17 protein-coding genes are annotated in these 16,409 nt (G+C 47.3%); 1 reads left to right on the top strand and 16 read right to left on the bottom strand.

The genetic code is table 11. From position 1 onward, the window contains the following. Nucleotides 1-4: 4 nt before the first annotated feature. The 9 genes from ABIN22_RS15950 to rbsK all read right to left on the bottom strand — a co-directional run bounded on the left by ABIN22_RS15950 (nucleotide 5) and on the right by rbsK (nucleotide 7,816). Nucleotides 5-1,042 carry a 2-hydroxyacid dehydrogenase gene (locus ABIN22_RS15950; RefSeq protein WP_346909900.1) on the bottom strand — a complete coding sequence of 346 codons (1,038 nt, stop codon included), beginning with the start codon at nucleotides 1,040-1,042 and terminating at the stop codon, nucleotides 5-7. Further along, on the bottom strand, nucleotides 1,039-1,887 hold the full coding sequence (locus ABIN22_RS15945) for a class II fructose-bisphosphate aldolase (protein ID WP_346909898.1): 849 nt from the start codon (nucleotides 1,885-1,887) through the stop codon (nucleotides 1,039-1,041). Before ABIN22_RS15945 ends, ABIN22_RS15950 begins: the two co-directional genes overlap by 4 nt. A gap of 23 nt (nucleotides 1,888-1,910) precedes the next feature. Beyond that, the gene (locus ABIN22_RS15940; RefSeq protein ID WP_346909896.1) at nucleotides 1,911-2,963 is read right to left on the bottom strand and encodes a zinc-dependent alcohol dehydrogenase; all 1,053 of its coding nucleotides are present in this window, start codon (nucleotides 2,961-2,963) and stop codon (nucleotides 1,911-1,913) included. A 43-nt stretch (nucleotides 2,964-3,006) separates the two neighbouring features. Next, complete coding sequence (locus tag ABIN22_RS15935; protein WP_346909894.1) at nucleotides 3,007-4,182, bottom strand: iron-containing alcohol dehydrogenase; 1,176 nt, start codon at nucleotides 4,180-4,182, stop codon at nucleotides 3,007-3,009. Between the two features lie 19 nt (nucleotides 4,183-4,201). Next, nucleotides 4,202-5,080 (bottom strand): PTS system mannose/fructose/sorbose family transporter subunit IID, encoded by an 879-nt coding sequence (locus ABIN22_RS15930; RefSeq protein ID WP_346909892.1) that lies wholly within the window; start codon nucleotides 5,078-5,080, stop codon nucleotides 4,202-4,204. A 16-nt stretch (nucleotides 5,081-5,096) separates the two neighbouring features. Continuing rightward, nucleotides 5,097-5,843, bottom strand: coding sequence for a PTS mannose/fructose/sorbose/N-acetylgalactosamine transporter subunit IIC (locus ABIN22_RS15925; RefSeq protein ID WP_346909890.1), 747 nt, complete (start codon nucleotides 5,841-5,843; stop codon nucleotides 5,097-5,099). A gap of 15 nt (nucleotides 5,844-5,858) precedes the next feature. Continuing rightward, the gene (locus tag ABIN22_RS15920; protein WP_346909888.1) at nucleotides 5,859-6,347 is read right to left on the bottom strand and encodes a PTS sugar transporter subunit IIB; all 489 of its coding nucleotides are present in this window, start codon (nucleotides 6,345-6,347) and stop codon (nucleotides 5,859-5,861) included. 11 nt (nucleotides 6,348-6,358) lie between these two features. After that, nucleotides 6,359-6,757: a PTS sugar transporter subunit IIA gene (locus ABIN22_RS15915; RefSeq protein WP_346909886.1), complete on the bottom strand. Its 399-nt coding sequence runs from the start codon at nucleotides 6,755-6,757 to the stop codon at nucleotides 6,359-6,361. Between the two features lie 147 nt (nucleotides 6,758-6,904). Further along, on the bottom strand, nucleotides 6,905-7,816 hold the full coding sequence (rbsK, locus tag ABIN22_RS15910; protein WP_346909884.1) for a ribokinase: 912 nt from the start codon (nucleotides 7,814-7,816) through the stop codon (nucleotides 6,905-6,907). A 225-nt stretch (nucleotides 7,817-8,041) separates the two neighbouring features. Here rbsK and ABIN22_RS15905 point away from each other — a divergent pair, with 225 nt between their 5' ends. Further along, nucleotides 8,042-8,491: a PadR family transcriptional regulator gene (locus ABIN22_RS15905; RefSeq protein WP_346909882.1), complete on the top strand. Its 450-nt coding sequence runs from the start codon at nucleotides 8,042-8,044 to the stop codon at nucleotides 8,489-8,491. Between the two features lie 54 nt (nucleotides 8,492-8,545). Here ABIN22_RS15905 and ABIN22_RS15900 read toward each other — a convergent pair whose 3' ends face one another. The 7 genes from ABIN22_RS15900 to yedF all read right to left on the bottom strand — a co-directional run bounded on the left by ABIN22_RS15900 (nucleotide 8,546) and on the right by yedF (nucleotide 16,261). Continuing rightward, nucleotides 8,546-8,782, bottom strand: a complete 237-nt coding sequence (locus tag ABIN22_RS15900; RefSeq protein WP_109732244.1) for a putative Se/S carrier protein — start codon at nucleotides 8,780-8,782, stop codon at nucleotides 8,546-8,548. Between the two features lie 118 nt (nucleotides 8,783-8,900). Further along, nucleotides 8,901-10,037 (bottom strand): aminotransferase class V-fold PLP-dependent enzyme, encoded by a 1,137-nt coding sequence (locus ABIN22_RS15895; RefSeq protein WP_346909880.1) that lies wholly within the window; start codon nucleotides 10,035-10,037, stop codon nucleotides 8,901-8,903. 137 nt (nucleotides 10,038-10,174) lie between these two features. Continuing rightward, nucleotides 10,175-11,092: a selenium metabolism-associated LysR family transcriptional regulator gene (locus ABIN22_RS15890; RefSeq protein WP_118620229.1), complete on the bottom strand. Its 918-nt coding sequence runs from the start codon at nucleotides 11,090-11,092 to the stop codon at nucleotides 10,175-10,177. Next, complete coding sequence (gene selB / locus ABIN22_RS15885) at nucleotides 11,089-13,005, bottom strand: selenocysteine-specific translation elongation factor (protein WP_346909878.1); 1,917 nt, start codon at nucleotides 13,003-13,005, stop codon at nucleotides 11,089-11,091. The genes ABIN22_RS15890 and selB overlap by 4 nt, the downstream gene beginning before the upstream one ends. Further along, nucleotides 12,968-14,422, bottom strand: a complete 1,455-nt coding sequence (selA, locus tag ABIN22_RS15880) for an L-seryl-tRNA(Sec) selenium transferase (protein ID WP_109732240.1) — start codon at nucleotides 14,420-14,422, stop codon at nucleotides 12,968-12,970. The genes selB and selA overlap by 38 nt, the downstream gene beginning before the upstream one ends. Nucleotides 14,423-14,492: 70 nt before the next feature. After that, nucleotides 14,493-15,539 carry a selenide, water dikinase SelD gene (gene selD, locus ABIN22_RS15875; protein ID WP_346909876.1) on the bottom strand — a complete coding sequence of 349 codons (1,047 nt, stop codon included), beginning with the start codon at nucleotides 15,537-15,539 and terminating at the stop codon, nucleotides 14,493-14,495. Nucleotides 15,540-15,643: 104 nt separating this feature from the next. Continuing rightward, complete coding sequence (gene yedF, locus ABIN22_RS15870; RefSeq protein ID WP_346909874.1) at nucleotides 15,644-16,261, bottom strand: sulfurtransferase-like selenium metabolism protein YedF; 618 nt, start codon at nucleotides 16,259-16,261, stop codon at nucleotides 15,644-15,646. Nucleotides 16,262-16,409 lie beyond the last annotated feature (148 nt).

Raw genomic sequence — 16,409 nt, 5'->3', positions numbered from 1 at the left:
TCCCTTACTGGTTAACAACACCTGACCATTCATTCGTTTCCAGGTAATGTTCTATATTCTCTGAAACTATTTCATATGCAATGTCAAAAGCATCACAAGATAGCCCTGCTATATGCGCCGTTATCGTCACATTATCCATCGTCATGAAAGGATGATCCCCGGGCAGAGGCTCTTCATGGAATACATCCAGTGCAGCACCGGCTATCTTATGGTTCTGCAGCGCCTCAATCAAAGCCTGTTCATCGATCAGCCCCGCCCTTGCCGTATTAACGAGGAATGTCCCCGGTTTCATTAGTGCAAACTGTCCTGGCCCGATCATGCCTATTGTCTCATCCGTCAGCCTGAAGTGAACGGATATTACATCTGCCTCTTGGCACAATTCGTCTAACGATACCGCCCGGCATCCTTCCGCCTCAATATCCTCCGCTTTCATGTAAGGCTCATACACGATGACATTTGCCTCCATGCTCTGCATCACCCTAGCAACACGTTTTCCTATATTTCCGTATCCCACCAGTCCCACATTGTGGTTTTTCAAATTAAAGGACCAGTCCTGATTTGGATATTTATTGCTCCATCCCCCACGCCGTATGGTCTCATGGGAACGCGCTATGTTCTTCGTCTCCGAGATAATCATGCCGACTGTATATTCCGATACCGGAACCGCAAGTCGACCTGGCACATTCATGACCTTGATGCCGCGCTCAGTGCAGTAAGGCAGATTTACATTTTCCACCCCGCTCCTTAAGATAATAACCGCCTCCAAGTTTTCTGCCGCCTCCAGTGTCTCTGTACTGATCGGGCTCAGCTGTGTAATTAACAGTGATGCATCCCTGACCTCCTCTAGAAGTTTCTGGCTGGAGGGTACGGCATCAGGACCTTTTGTCTCGAACTTTAAAAATGTTTCCATGAACCGGTCTTCGGTGCACCCTTCGATGAACGGGAGGATCACCACCTCATAGCCGTACTCTTTCAAGAAAAGGAACTTCTCCATCTGACCGTCCTGATGCATATAATCTTTTACTATTACCGCCTTTTTCATTGCAAAACTGCCTCCGTCCCGAAAATCTGAATATGCCGTTTGACCTCCTTAATACCAGTCTGCGTTGCCGCTTCAATCAGTGGTACAATATTGGTATTCGGCGGGAGCACGGATGCTTTTCCCTTAACAGCATTCGTAACCGCTATGGAAAGTCCTGTAAAGGCATTGATCTTATTAATGCCCAGCTTTACGAGCTGCCTGAAATCCGCCTCCGAAAGCCCGGAGCCGCCGTGAAGCACTAAGGGAACCTCCACCCTGCCCCTGATTTCTGCAAGGCGTTCAAAGTCCAGTTTTGGTGCACCCTTATACACACCGTGCACAGTGCCGATCCCGACAGCCAATGCATCGGCACCTGTTCTTTCTACAAATTCCTTTGCAGCATCGGGGTCTGTATAGTTGCCTTCCCCTGCTCCTTCCATTGTCCCTTCGCCGCCACCTATGCAGCCAAGCTCCCCCTCCACATCAACGCCGCAGGCATGTGCTGCCTCCACGACTTTTCTGGTCAGAGCAATGTTCTCCTCAAAAGGGAGCGCGGAGCCGTCTATCATGACAGAGGTACAGCCCCTGCGGATCGCCAGCATACATCTCTCAAAACTGCTGCCGTGGTCAAAGTGCAGGCATACCGGCACTTTTGCACGCCGGATGCGGTCGGTCAGGTAGGGATAGAAATTTTCATAATCCGGCCCTTCAAAATCTCCTGCCATGAGGATGACCGGAGTCTTTGTATCCTCTGCCGCACGGATAATTGCCTCCGCAAAGGTGTGGTCCAGTGCATCAAAAGCTCCAACGGCAGTGTGGTTCTCAACACATCCTTTTAAAACTGTTTTCAAATCTGCTAACGGCATTTTCTTCCTCCATATCTGTTTGCTTACTTTTCGTTGATGATTACGCTTACACGGTACATTCCCGGAATGGAAGCATGCTTGTAAGCCTCCTGCATGGTGTCTAAAGTAAAGCGTGGTTCTTCAATCAGTTTGGATACGTCTACAATATAGTCGCTGAGCAGGCGGCCGGCCGTCAGGAAATCATTAACGTCCGCCTCAAAAGTTCCCAGAAGTTCCAGCCTTCTATAGTGAATTTCATTGGAACCGATCTCAAGTGACGGCGCCGGATACCCTGCCGCAAACAGAAGGATGCGCCCATCCGTATACTTCACCATTTCCAATGCCTGTTTATTTGCAATCGTATTTCCGACTGCAACGATGACACAGTCTGCTCCCTTACCGTTCGTCATGTTCCTGACTGCCTGTACCGGGTCTGTCTCTTTGGAGTTGATGACTTCAAACCCCATTGCCCGGGCTGTGTCCAGCTTTTTATCCATCAGTTCACTGACAATGACCCTTGCACCGTTTGCCCCTGCCACCTGTGCATTTAACAGGCCCATCGTGCCTGCACCGATTACGACGACTGTCTCCATCGGTTTCAGCCTCAGCTTCTTAATACCGCGCACAACCGTTGCAAGAGGTTCTAAGAACGCCGCTGCGCCTGGGTCCATATCCGGATTCATCTTTACAAGGCTTCTTGCATTTCTGACACAGTAATCTGAGAACCCGAACCCGCCTATGTATCCATCCTCGGTCCACCTGCCTTTTAATTTGACACAGTGTGCATAATCCCCCTGCCGGCAGGACTCACATTCCCCGCACCCGTCATATGCCATAGCCACCATATCGCCGATTTCCAGACCGCTTACCCTGCTTCCTTTATCGATTATAATGCCGGAGCCCTCATGTCCGTTTGCATGGGGATAACCCTGATGCTCCCGCAGTCCGTTCCACTGTCCGTAGTCCGTTGTACAGATATTGCATGCGAGCTGTTTTACCAACACCTGATCCGGCTGCATTTCGCCAAGGGGGCGTTCCCTGATTTCTGACTCACCCTTTTTAACCAAACATGAAAATCTCATTGTCTTCTTATCCATAATCCTTATCTCCTTTACTGCTTATGCCCGGTCCTTCCGGACCTTACTTGCCATATGCATCATTATAAATGTTAATACAATCCTGCTTATATAATTTTTTAAATGCCCCGACAGGTGCAGTATCATCCAGCGTACAGTGGTCTGCCATTTCTTCTGTCCTGTCATCCTGCACCCCTGCATCCATCAGGCTGACCGGCAGTCCAAGTTTCTTACAGAACTCTTTTGTCCTAGCGATCCCTTCAAGTGCAGTCTTCTCCGTATCCCCGTCCGGCTCCACGCCCCATACCTTTTCGGCATACCGGGCAAATTTTTCCGGACGCAGTTTGTATACATATTTCATCCATGCCGGGAAAATAATGGACAGGGTTGCTCCGTGCGTAATATCGTAGAAGGCACTCAGCGCATGCCCCAGTTCATGACTTCCCCAGTCTTCTTCCCTGCCCACTCCGAGGATTCCGTTGTGTGCAATCGTTCCCGCCCACATGATCTCGGCTCTTGCGGCATAATCCTTTGGACGTTCCATGACAACCGGGATATTCTTAATTAGCGCCCTTAAGGTTCCTTCACACATTTCGTCTGTCACATCACAATTTTCTGTCATGGTAAAATAGCGTTCCATGATATGTGCCATGATGTCAAATCCACCTGCTGCCGTCTGGAAAGACGGAAGTGTGTAAGTCAGTTCGGGATTCATCACCGCAAATACCGGGCGCATAAAATCACCGCCAAATCCGCGCTTGCTGTGCTCTTCCTCATTTGTAATTACGGAACCATTGCTCGACTCACTGCCCGCCGCAGGGATGGTGAGCACGACCCCCACCGGCGTTGTCCGATCTGTCGTCCCTCTGCCCGTATACAGGTCCCATACATCACCTTCATAATGCATTCCCACGCCCGTCGCTTTCGCCGTATCAATCACGCTGCCCCCGCCAATAGCCAGCAGGAAGTCCACATTCTCATCCTTCGCCCTTGCAATACATTTTCTTACAAGTGAAACCCTTGGATTCGCCTGGACCCCATCTATTTCAATCCACGGCACGCCCGCCTCATCAAGTGATTTTGAGATCTTATCAAACAATCCCGTAGTCTTCACAAAATCACCATAATGAATAATCATAACCTTCTTAGCACCATATTTATTACAAATTTCTCCGGTTCTCTTTTCCTCATCCCTGCCGAAATAAAAACGTGTTGGCAAAGTAAATTCAAAATTATTCAAAATAGCCTCCTTGCTTTCTTTATACGATTCCGATTAATGCGCCAATAATAGCAATTGCAATGATAACAAGTGATATCCGTCCGTATTTCTGTGTCTTGTTTTTAATGACATAGTATATTCCGAATACGGCTAACAGCGGCAGGATTCCCGGGGCAATACTGTCGATGATTTCCTGAATGACAAACGATGTCTGACCGATACTAAAATGAACCGGTGTTGTCAGCGATACATAACTTCCGCTCAGCGCTCCCATCATGAACATACCCAGAATACTCGAACCATATATCAAATCCTTGATCCAGCCCGCTTCTAAAATATTTGCAACAGACTCGCGTCCCATCTTATATCCCAGAAACCACAGTGGTTTTGCAATCAAGAAATACGTAATCACAGGAAATAGAAATGGAATAATCGCACCGATCGCACTTCCGTCTGCCGCAAATGTGACCGCGATCGAATACACGATCAGTCTCAGCGTCCCCCAGTCAATCGTATCACCGATCCCCGCGAGAGGTCCCATAAGCCCTGTCTTAATACCGGTAATCGCCTCCTCCGAAACAGCACCCTCTTTTGCCATTTCTTCTTCCATAGAAAGCACCATTCCCTGAATCGGTGTACACCAGATCGCCTGGGAGTTGAAAAAATTCAGATGCCGTTTCAATGACTCGCTCAGCTTTCCCTTGTCACTGCCATATAGTTTCTTAAGGCAGGGAATCATACTGTAACAGAACGCCAGAGACTGCATACGCTCATAGTTATTGGAAGCCTCACAGGCAAATATCCAGCGGTGCAGTGACTTTTTAATATCTTTTTTGGTAAGGACAACCGCTTCCTTTGTACCGTCCGAAATTTTATTTACAACATTCTCTTCTGTTGTTTTCTTTAACTCTTCACTCATCTGCCAAACCTCCCTCTTATATTTCCTCTGCGTTTTCACGTTTCATAAGTGTAATCAACAGTGCCACACAAATTCCAAAGATTGAACATGCCATAACATTTAATCCCAAGTACTGAATCAGGAAATATCCAATAATGAAAAAAGGAATAAATGACTTTTTTCCGATTACATTAATTGTAATTGCAAACCCAAGGGCTGGCAGGATTCCGCCTGCAACGCTTAGACCATTTGATACGAATTCGGGAATCACATCCAATACTTTCTGGATAAAATCCGTTCCAAAAAAAACTGCCGCAAATACAGGAGGGAAGCGCAGAACAAACCCGATAACCAGCGGATATATTGTCGCACATCTCTCTATTCCTTTGATGTCTGCCACTTGTGCACATTTGTCTGCCCTGTGCACAAGTGCGATCTGTACATTCTTACGCACAGTCTCAAGGATCACCCCCAGAATCCCTACTGGGATGGCGAGTGTTACTGCCGTCTGAGCATCCATCCCGCTGAGTAATGCAATCGGAATAGCCACAGTTCCTGCCAGAGTCTCATCTGTCGGAATGTTGGAGCCCGGTGAAATTATTCCGATATAAATCATTTCCAGAGAGGCACCCACGATCATGGCCGTAGGGATATCCCCCATGATAATTCCAAATACTAACGCCATAACAAACGGCTGCTTAAACGGGTGAACCCACTGATAACCAAATTCTGTCCTTGCCAGCCAGAACCATAACCCTGCTACTATTGCCAGTACTAATGTCATAAGTATTTCCCTCCTTTAACCCATCCTTTTTTTAATCTCTTCGTAGTTCATAACCTGCTTCTCAGGCACGGTCTGGATAAAAATTTCAGTCCCCTCTGCCGCGATTTCTTTCAGCATCTGCATCTCGTCACTGTTTACAAATATCTCCGAAGTAATCTTTTTCTTACCTGGCTCGTTCGGTATGCCCCCGAGCTGCAGGCGTTTCAGTGTGACTCCGTCTTTCAAAGCTTCATAACAGACCCCAATATTCTTAAAAAGGACCATCACATTCCCCTCGCCAAACTGATTCTCTTTCCACTCGGCTGCGGCTTCTTCTACTGTATGGATCTGTACCTTGATGCCTTTCGGCGCGGCATTTGCATAAATTTTTCCCATGAAAGCATCGTTTGCGAGTTTGTTATCCACAATAATTATCTTTTCTGCACCGGTTGTCTTCACCCACTTCGTAATAACCTGTCCGTGGATTAAACGAAAATCAACACGTGCTAATACGCATTTTCCCATTTTTTCTCCTTTCATTCACTATAACGTGCTTTGACATCTATAGCACTTTCAGCTATATAATCAATGCACTGTGCCGGTATCTCCGACAGGGGCTCGCTGATCCTTGCTTCTGCCGCCTTGATAAGCATCGGCATGCTTAAGCCTGTTATACATTCTACATTGCCGTTTCGTATACAGGATGCCGTCACATTGCAGGGGCTGCCCCCGAACAAATCCACCAGAACAAGAACCCCTTCGCCTTGATCCATCACCTTGATTTCTTCCTCAATGACACCTCTTAGCTGCTCCAGATTGTCTTCCGGATAAAGAGGCAATGCTTTAATGCATTCAATCTCCCCCATGATCATTTCTGCACTTTTGAGCAGTTCTTTTCCGAATGCCCCATGTGTGATTAATAGAATTCCAATCATAGACTTCCTCCTTTCTTCTAAAAAATTTATTTTTCTTTCTAATCATTTATAGTGCAAAAGCCATGCCAACTTTAGTGTGCCAGTTCCAAACTGCATAAAACTGTTTTTTCTTTCTGATATGGCACACTAATCTGCCTGAAAGACACACTACGCTCCTTCCATCTCCTCTTTATATGGCATGGATGGTCCCGATCCAAAGCGCTGTACTGCAAACGATGCTGCTCTATTGGCATATTCGGCCGCATCAAAAAAATCCAGCCCTTCTGCCAGCGCAAATCCCAATGCACCGTTGAATGCATCCCCGGCCCCTGTTGTATCCACCACTTTTACAATATGGGCTGGTATCACACGTTCCTGCCCTCCCTTACTTGCAAAAACGCCCTTCTCCCCCATTGTAATGATGACGGACTCAATTCCTGCCTTATGGAATACCTCCGCTACCCTGTGTGCACTCTCCTCCGAATCCACCGGTATGCCAGTCAGCAGCTCTGCCTCCGTCTCATTGGGCGTTATGACGTCTATCTTGGCCAGAAATTCATTCGATACTTTTTTTGCAGGAGCCGGGTTCACAACAATCTGCAGACCTTCAGACTTTGCAATATCCATTGCCTTTTCAAGAGCGTCCAGATTCACCTCAAACTGCCCCATGAAAATATCTGCATTACAGATTGCATCCCTCACCCTTTCCACATCTTCGTCTGTAAACATGGTGCATGCTCCTGGAACAATCAATACCTGATTCTCCTTCGTCCCGCCGTCCACAAAAATCAATGCTACCCCCGATGCCTCTTTAGGATCTACAATGACATACTTCGTGCTGATCTGCTCCTTAAGATAGAAGTTCCTTGCATAATCTCCCGACAGATCTTCGCCGATCTTCGTAATCAAGTTCACTTCTCCCCCAAGGCGGTGTGCGGCAACCGCCTGATTGCTGCCTTTTCCACCGGGCCCCATCTTAAACTCTGTACCAATAACAGTCTCGCCCCCGCGTGGAAGATGTCCGCACACTCCTGTGTAATCCGTTGCATAGCTAGCGAAAAAAACAAGTTTTTTACTCATAATCCGTTACCTCTCCATTCTATATTTTTTGTTTCCTACCTATCTATAGTGCAAACAGCGTGCCATTCTAAGCGTGTCAAGCAGGAAAGCACCTTTCTCTGATACCTAAACTTTCCTAATAAAAAACATCATTCCTCTTTACATAACAATGCTCTTAACTACATTGTGATAAAATATAGTTAAGAGCATTGTTATACAAGGTAGTGCTTCGAAGGAAGGAGGCCTATGAATAAATCCCAGTTAATGAAAGGTATTCTGAAAGGATGTATCCTGAAGATCATTGAACAATCTGAAACCTACGGATATGAAATAGTGACGCAGCTTCAGGAAAATGGATTTACAGAGGTGAGGGAAGGTACGCTTTATCCGCTTCTGCTCCGCCTCGAAAAGAAGAAACTAATCACTGCAACTTATGAGCCCAGCCCATTGGGCCCTAGCCGCAAATACTATGCACTTACTCCGGACGGTGACCAATACCTCCGCTCATTTTTGACCAGCTGGAAGGTTTTGTTCGGTAGAAAGTTCTCCATACACAGCAAACCATATGAAAGGTATCTCGGATGGTCATGCCGTATGGCTCATCCTCGTTGTCATGTTACTGATGCTTGCTGCCGCCACCGCATCCATGAACAGGCACTGGGCAAGATGCGCACAGCGTTTTCCGCAATGACATAAAAAACGGGAGGCTGCTCTCTTCCTCCCGTTTACATTTCTTGCTTATAATATTTATCAGACAAGACACTCCTGCATTGCTTCCATTTCTATCCCTGCGTTTTCCATCGCATGGCTGACCACTTCACGTTTTTCCAGTTCCGTACACCAGGACAGTCCGCATCCGGCCGAAAGGACACGGGGTACCGGAATGAGCCTGCCGGGAACCTCTTGTTCCTTACACACTTTTTCCATCGCCATTGCATCTGCTGTTGTATGAAATGTCACTACTAATTTTAATTCTTTTTTTCTCATCTTTCTCTTATTCAATGATGGCAGGATCTGCACCCCGCATCTGCTTCCTTCATCTTATTTTTGCAAAGGGGTCTGACCCCTTTGAGGCTGATTGACAATAACTTAACAACCTGCTGTATTAATCGGCAGCGATCTCCCGCACTGCTTCTATGGCAGCATCTACTTCCTCTTCCGTATTATAATGTGAAAAGCTAAATCTGACCGCCCCCTGTTTCTCGGTTCCGAGGGCCTTATGCATCAGGGGGGCACAGTGCGCCCCCGGCCTGGTGGAAATACCGTAAGTGACAAAAAGCTCATCGCTGATTTCTGAAGAATCATAGTCCGCAATGTTAAAGGTTACGATCGGGCATCTCTTTTCCGCCTCAAAGTCTCCGTATATCTTTACACCTTTGATTTGGGATATTCCCTCGTAAAACCTTCTCATGAGGTCTGTTTCTTTCTTCTCTATCTCTTCAATGCCAGTCTCCTCCAGATATTTCAGCGCCGCATTCAGGCCGGCAATCCCATGTCCGTTCAGTGTCCCGGCTTCCAATGCCGTCGGCATTTCCTGCGGATGATGCATGTTGTACGTGTCAACGCCGGAGCCGCCGCAAAGGAGCGGGCGCACGGCCAGCCCTTCCCTCACATACATGCCGCCAGTTCCCTGTGGTCCCAGAAGACTTTTATGACCGGTAAAGCAAAGGATATCTATATTCATTGTCTGGACATCAATCGGAAATACGCCTGCCGTCTGGGATGCATCTACTACAAAAAGAATACCGTGGCCTTTTGCTATACTTCCCACCCGGTGTATATCCACCATATTCCCAGTCAGGTTCGAACCATGTGTACAGACTATCGCACGAGTATTTTCACGGATGGCACTCTCCATTTCTTCATAACAGATATTCCCTTTTTCATCTGATGGAAGTATGGTGAGTTCAACGCCTTTATCCCTGCACTCATATAGCGGCCGAAGAACGGAATTGTGTTCCAGCACCGTCGTAACCACATGGTCTCCCGGATTTAAGGTTCCTTTTATGGCAATATTCAGACTCTCCGTAGAATTAGCCGTAAAGACGATCTGCTTTGGGTTTTCCGCATGAAAAAAACGGCTTAGTCTCTCTCTTGTATCATATATGATTCTCGATGCACTTAAGGCAGCCTCCGTAGCTCCCCGTCCTGCATTACCGATTGAATTCATCGCCTGAACGACAGCCTCCGTCACTTCTTTCGGTTTTCGCATTGTCGTTGCGGCGTTATCCATATAAATCATAGTTCATCCCCCATTTCCATACATGTTTAGTATACCCTCCCTTCCCATAAGAGTCTAATCGAAAACATAAATAAATAAGGACTATTATAGATGTTCTCTATAATAGTCCTTAAAACCACTTTCCATTCCATTCTCAGCTAAAGTGAAGGATACACTTTATCCACCACCCGCAAGAACTTTTCTGCAAGAGATGATAAATGAAAGTTTTTATTATACACAACATTAATGTCACGCCTGCCAGACTCTCCGTCCAGTGAGAACTCCAGCATTTTGCCCTCTTTTATCTCGTCCCCCGCGGCCAGCCGGGAAATGATGGAGATCCCCATCCCCCGGCTCACAGAACGCTTAATCGTTTCCTGATTCTCCATGCTCGCAACAATCTTAAGAGAGTCAAAATCCAGGCCCATCTTCTTCAGCAGCTTTTCTGCCTCTTTACGGGTGCCTGATCCTTCTTCCCTGAGTATGACCGGTTCATTCTGAATCCATTCTTTCCCAGCCGCTTTTCCTGCGCCTGACTTCTTAAGATTTCTAAACCTGTCGGTATTCGGGGTAATCACAACCAGTTCATCTTTATAAAACGGAATATACTGGCAGTATTTTTTATCCAGTACCGTACCGGTAAATCCGATGTCGACGTTGCCGTTTACTACCTGTTCCACCACTTTTGCACTGTCAGTTTCCATAATCTTAAAATGTTCCTGCGGATACTTTTCACTGAAGCGGGCCAGTATCTGCGGGAGGAGGTACTGCGAAGGCACGCTGGATGCCGCAATATGGATGCAGTGGCTCCCATCTTTTCTTGTCTGGTCATAAGTTGTCTCTATTTTTTTCTGAAGTATGATCATCTGTTTCGCATATCCATAAAGAATCTTTCCATCCTCAGACAGATTTACTTCTTTTGTATTCCTGATAAACAGACGGACCCCCAGCTCCTTCTCCAGAGAAGAAATATGAGCACTCACTGTAGGCTGGGTTAAGAAAAGGGCCTTTGCCGCTTTTGAAAAGCTGCCTTCCTCTGCAACCGCTGCAAATGCTTCTAACTGTTTCAGATTCATAGATTTGATATCCTTTCACTTTCTCCGCCTGTTTTCCGGGTTACTTTGATGCTGTCCATGTACTCCAGTATCGGCTTGGCGCTTTTCCTGCTTGTAGAAAACATATCCCGAATTTCGGCTATCGTGATTTTTCCATCTGCTTTCAGCTTCTCAACGATCTTTTCTTTTGCCTCGGCCATATACACACCCGGTGTATACATACCTTCGGCAACTTTTATGATTTCTCCGCTGTCTGTCATAAGAAGTAAGATATCGTCCACAGTCCGTGCCGGCACGCCGCCAAAATCAATATCAGCCAGCCTGACAAAATCGAATTTTGCAGGCTTAATAACGCCAAGCAGTTTTCTCCTTACTTTCTCAAAGGTTTCATCCCGGACTACCTCATATCCCTTCGGCGCAAGGAATTCATCATGCCTTGTCAAAGTATCCTGTTCCTCCAGATATTCTATATACCTGTCAAATACATTCGGCTTTACCCGTTTCATGAATGTACTGTGTACCTCCGCTTTCGGCATTCCATACCTGTAAGGATACTTTTTGATGTAGTCCTCAAGCGCCCCGAGTATCTTTTCCCTGTATGCGTGTTCATCTGCCATATGAAGGACATAAGTATCCTTTTTCATCGGGAATACGCACACAAGCCCCTGTGTGGCCAGCTCTGTCACTGCGGCCTCCGTCTCTTCCTTTGATAAAGCGGTCAGTTTTGCAAGTTCTGAAACCGATGCCATTGTCTCTGCAAAGTCTTTCACATGAAGCTCGATGACATCCTCTGCGGTGCCTGATTCTTTCTGCCTGAGACTTTCAATTGTTTCTTTAGAAAAGCGTTTCTTTCTGGCCGCATTCGGCTCCAGAATCACGCCGCCGCCAATCGTTTCCATTGGGGAATAAAAGCGGACAACAAACCGGTCACCTCTTCGGAAGGCTACATCCTCTTCCATTCTCAACTGCACATACCCGCTGTCCCCGGGTCCCAGCTCCTCGTCCCCTAAAAGAACCGCACGGCACAGAACTTCACTCGTCCCGCTAAAGAAATGGAGCCTTGCATTGTTGGTCAAAAGCCGCATGGTAGAATCCAGCATTTCCAGCTTGACATCCATGAGCCTTGAATCGGTCATGCTGCCCGGAGGTGCAAGAACACAGCCTCTTTTTAAATCTTTTTTCTTCATATTAGATATATTAATAGCAACCCGCTGTCCCGCATAACATTTTTCCACATCCTGGCCGTGCACCTGGATATTCCTGATCTTGCATTCCTGTCCATTCGGAAACATTTCCAGTGTGTCTTCCTTTGAAATCGTACCGCTCACCAGAGTTCCCGTAACGATCGTGCCAAAACCGGATAACGAGAAACCCCGGTCTACAGGCAGTCTCGGGATGGTGTGGATATCCTTTTCCTCCACCTCTTCCTCTGTGAGACGCTCAACAGTTTCAATCAATTCCGGAATGCCTTCCCCTGTCGCGGCCGATACCTTGACGACAGGAGCCGTTTCCAGAAATGTGCCCTCGAGTTCTTCTTTGATTTCCTCTTCGACCAGTTCCAGCCACTCCTCGTCCACCAGATCACATTTGTTCAGGACGAGAATACTTTTCTGGACGCCAAGCATCGCCAGAATATCCATATGTTCCCTCGTCTGGGGCATGATTCCCTCATCAGCCGCCACAACAAGCAGTACCATATCCATGCCGACGACTCCGGCAACCATGTTATTGATGAACTTTTCATGTCCGGGAACATCGATGATCCCCGCGCGGTTTCCGTTTGGCAGGTCAAAATACGTGAATCCGAGGTCTATCGTGATCCCCCGGCGCTGTTCTTCCTCCCAGCGGTCTGTATTACGTCCGGTCAGCGCCTTGATCAGTGTCGTCTTTCCGTGATCAATATGTCCCGCTGTTCCGATAATAATATGCTTCATATTGATTTCCTTCCTTTTCAAGGACATTCAGTTCCTTTAGTATTTTCGCAAAATAGTTCATGAATTGCCCGTCAAACGTCCTCATATCGAGCAGAATCCTGTCATTTGCCGTGCGGCCGATTACAGGCACTGGAAGATGTCTTAAACGTTCTTCCAATTCAGGGGTCGTAATCTTAAGCGGACGGATCGTTACCGCAGTGCTCGGGATCCGCTCGAGAGGCAGGGATCCGCCCCCGATCTGTGACTCGCATTCCTCGATATCAATCTCGGCCGGTAAGTCTGCCCGCTTCAGCAGCCTCCGGAACTTCTTTGCATCCTGTTCTACTTCCTCCACCCTCTTTGTGATCATATGAAGTGCAGGTATATTCTTCACTGCCCTTTCTTCTGATAAATACTCCCTAAGCACGACTTCTAAAGCCGATGCAGTAAACTTATCAATACGCAGGGCACGGGTCAGCTGGTTTTTCTTCATCAGGTCAATGTATTTCTTCTTCCCGACAATAATTCCCGCCTGCGGGCCGCCCAGAAGTTTATCGCCGCTGAAGCACACGACATCGGCTCCGTTTCTCACGGAATCCTGTACAGTCGGTTCATAAGTCAGTCCATATTTACTCAAATCTATCAGTACACCGCTTCCCAGATCTTCGATCACGGGGATGTCATATTTTTCTTTTAAGGATACCAGTTCCGATATCGGCACGGTATCCGTAAAACCAACAATTCTATAGTTACTTGTGTGTACCTTCATAAATACTTTTGTTTCTTCTGTCACCGCATCTTCATAGTCGGAAATGTGGGTTTTGTTTGTCGTGCCGATTTCTCTTAAAACGGCGCCGCTCTGTTCCATGACATCCGGAATCCTGAATTTACCGCCCACTTCAACCAGTTCCCCCCTGGAGACGACCGCTTCCCCGCCTTTTGCCATAGAGCTTAAAATCAGCATAACAGCGGCGGCATTATTATTCACGGCCATAGCTGCTTCTGCACCTGTAATCTTGCAGAGCAGTTCCTCAAAATGGGAATACCTCTCCCCTCTTTTTCCTGCCTCCAGATCATATTCCAGATTCGAATATCCTGACGCAATGTAGGTCACCTGTTTTAAATGCTCCCCACTAAGCGGGGCACGTCCCAGATTCGTATGGAGAATTGTCCCCGTCCCGTTCAGCACCCGGGTCATGTTCGGCCGGTACATCGCGGCTACATTCAGTTCTATCCGCTCGCAGAGACGGTCTATCTGCTCCTGGGCCTTTTCTTCCTCCTCACAGGAACCGATATAGGTCCTTAGGGCTTCCAGCTCCGTGCGTATCGCCTCCAGCACACTGTCGTAGCTGTAGTAATCTATCATTTTCTTTATCGTTTCATTTTCCAGCAGAACATCCACCTTTGGAATCCTGCGGAATAAGAGGTTCTTGTTCATAACCTTCTCCTTTTATTATCTTTACTCCCGGAAGGGATCATACCTGCTGTTCGTAAACGCTTGTTTCAAGCTAACGCAGCAGGATTAGTTTTTCCTGCTTTTCCAGTACGCGGCCGATCACGGACACTTTCGTATCCAGTTGTTTTTCTTCAAGATCACGGAGAAATCCTTCGCTGAAGTCCGCCGGCACGCTGAACAGAAGTCCGCCGGATGTCTGCGGATCATAGAGCAGGTCCAGATAAAATTCTTCTACACCACCTGCATCCACCATGTGCCCGCTATGTTCCCTGTTCTTATATGCACCGGCCGGTATCAGCCCCATTTTGGCATACTCGACTGCTTCTTCTATATATGCCGTATCACGTACATGGATTTCCAGTGTCACACCGCTCGCAGAAGCCATTTCCGAGCAGTGTCCGAGAAGCCCGAATCCCGTGATATCTGTACAAGCACTGACAGGATACTTTTCGGCTGCTTCCTTTGCTTTTTTATTCAGTGAGGACATGACTGTAATCGCTTCCTCTTCTGCCTGTTTGGATGCCATTTCCGCTTTCACGGCCGTATTAACGATGCCGCTGCCGATCTGTTTTGTCAGAATCAGCACGTCCCCCGGCCTGCATCCGTAATTTTTAAATATTCTGTCCGGATGTACAAATCCCGATACGCTTAACCCGTACTTGGGTTCATCATCCTGCACAGAGTGCCCCCCGACAAGGACCGCACCGGATTCCAGCACTTTATCCGCACCGCCTTTCAGTATCTCCCCCAGTATTTCCGGGTCAAGACAGTTTGGAAATCCAACGATATTCAGGGCAACTTTCGGCTCCCCTCCCATCGCATATACATCGCTTAAGGAGTTGGCCGCTGCAATCTGTCCGAATGTATATGGGTCATCCACGATGGGGGTGAAAAAATCCACCGTCTGGATCATGGCAATGTCATCTGTTACTTTATAAATCGCGGCATCATCTGATGTTTCAATTCCAACCATGAGATTCTCATCCTGGAATTTCGGCAGCCTGCCCAGAACCTGGGCAAGGGTCTCAGGACCTATTTTGGCCGCTCATCCGGCCGTTTTTGCCATCTGGGTAAGGCGTACATCTTTGCCTGTCGTCATAGTATTATTCTCCTTTTTCGTTTCCGCAGAACAGACAGCGCAACTTTGACCGGTACGCTGTCTGTTCATCATTTTCTTTGACTGTTTGTACTTCTTCAGTAAGACTAAGGACGTATGATCTTTCCCGCCTGATTCATCGTCTCCACGATGCTGTACATATTCGTCACGGTTCCGACCTTCAGCTTCTCCTTCAGACCATAGTAATCCAGGCATGTCCCACAGGTCATGATTTCAACTCCCTGTGCTTCCATTGACTTCAGGTCCTCCAGAGAATCAGAACCTTCACAAGTCAGTTTAGCACCCCCGTTATAGAAAAGGATTGCTTTCGGCAATTCATCAAGCTGTGATACGGCAAAAATGAAGCCTTTTATCAGGACAGCCCCGAGCTCATCATTCCCTTCCCCCATGCGGTCTGATGAAATCACGACTACCGTATCTTTCCTTTTGTCTGTACGGCATAAGACCGGTTCTTCCATAGCCTGGGTTTCTCGTTTCGGCATCGTTCTGTCTGTTCTTATAATCACTTTGAACTCCTTCTCACTGATTTTCTCTGAAGTGACATCTCCCCCTGAACTGGATGCCATCTTCGTCACATTCTGGACCGCAATCTCGTTATCCACCAGAACCTCCAAAACATCAGGTCCCTCCAGCTCCTGCAGAGCCTTCTTCGCTTTAATTACCGGTATCGGGCAGGCATCCCCCATAGCATTAACTGTTATCATCTTGTAATCTCCCTTCTGCTACACTTATAGATATATTCTATCACTGAGTTGCTGTCAGGTAAACACCTTATCTTAAAAAAGTGGGGAAATAGCTTCACGTTCCCTTTTCTCCCGCAGTTTCATCCACATTCCGTATTGAAAAAGTCGG

It is taken from the genome of Faecalicatena orotica (assembly GCF_905197545.1).
Classification (GTDB): Bacteria; Bacillota; Clostridia; order Lachnospirales; family Lachnospiraceae; genus Faecalicatena_A; species Faecalicatena_A orotica.
This window is presented reverse-complemented; position numbering and strand designations above follow the sequence as displayed.

Bases quoted from the DNA above. Each gene is read 5' to 3' on its own strand.
- ABIN22_RS15890 (WP_118620229.1), bottom strand. From the start codon at position 11,092: ATGAATCTGAAACAGTTAGAAGCATTTGCAGCGGTTGCAGAGGAAGGC.
- ABIN22_RS15920 (WP_346909888.1), bottom strand. From the start codon at position 6,347: ATGGGAAAATGCGTATTAGCACGTGTTGATTTTCGTTTAATCCACGGA.
- ABIN22_RS15900 (WP_109732244.1), bottom strand. From the start codon at position 8,782: ATGAGAAAAAAAGAATTAAAATTAGTAGTGACATTTCATACAACAGCA.
- ABIN22_RS15950 (WP_346909900.1), bottom strand. From the start codon at position 1,042: ATGAAAAAGGCGGTAATAGTAAAAGATTATATGCATCAGGACGGTCAG.
- ABIN22_RS15925 (WP_346909890.1), bottom strand. From the start codon at position 5,843: ATGACATTAGTACTGGCAATAGTAGCAGGGTTATGGTTCTGGCTGGCA.
- ABIN22_RS15915 (WP_346909886.1), bottom strand. From the start codon at position 6,757: ATGATTGGAATTCTATTAATCACACATGGGGCATTCGGAAAAGAACTG.
- ABIN22_RS15940 (WP_346909896.1), bottom strand. From the start codon at position 2,963: ATGGATAAGAAGACAATGAGATTTTCATGTTTGGTTAAAAAGGGTGAG.
- rbsK (WP_346909884.1), bottom strand. From the start codon at position 7,816: ATGAGTAAAAAACTTGTTTTTTTCGCTAGCTATGCAACGGATTACACA.
- ABIN22_RS15895 (WP_346909880.1), bottom strand. From the start codon at position 10,037: ATGATTTATATGGATAACGCCGCAACGACAATGCGAAAACCGAAAGAA.
- ABIN22_RS15905 (WP_346909882.1), top strand. From the start codon at position 8,042: ATGAATAAATCCCAGTTAATGAAAGGTATTCTGAAAGGATGTATCCTG.
- selA (WP_109732240.1), bottom strand. From the start codon at position 14,422: ATGAACAAGAACCTCTTATTCCGCAGGATTCCAAAGGTGGATGTTCTG.
- selB (WP_346909878.1), bottom strand. From the start codon at position 13,005: ATGAAGCATATTATTATCGGAACAGCGGGACATATTGATCACGGAAAG.
- ABIN22_RS15930 (WP_346909892.1), bottom strand. From the start codon at position 5,080: ATGAGTGAAGAGTTAAAGAAAACAACAGAAGAGAATGTTGTAAATAAA.
- ABIN22_RS15945 (WP_346909898.1), bottom strand. From the start codon at position 1,887: ATGCCGTTAGCAGATTTGAAAACAGTTTTAAAAGGATGTGTTGAGAAC.
- yedF (WP_346909874.1), bottom strand. From the start codon at position 16,261: ATGATAACAGTTAATGCTATGGGGGATGCCTGCCCGATACCGGTAATT.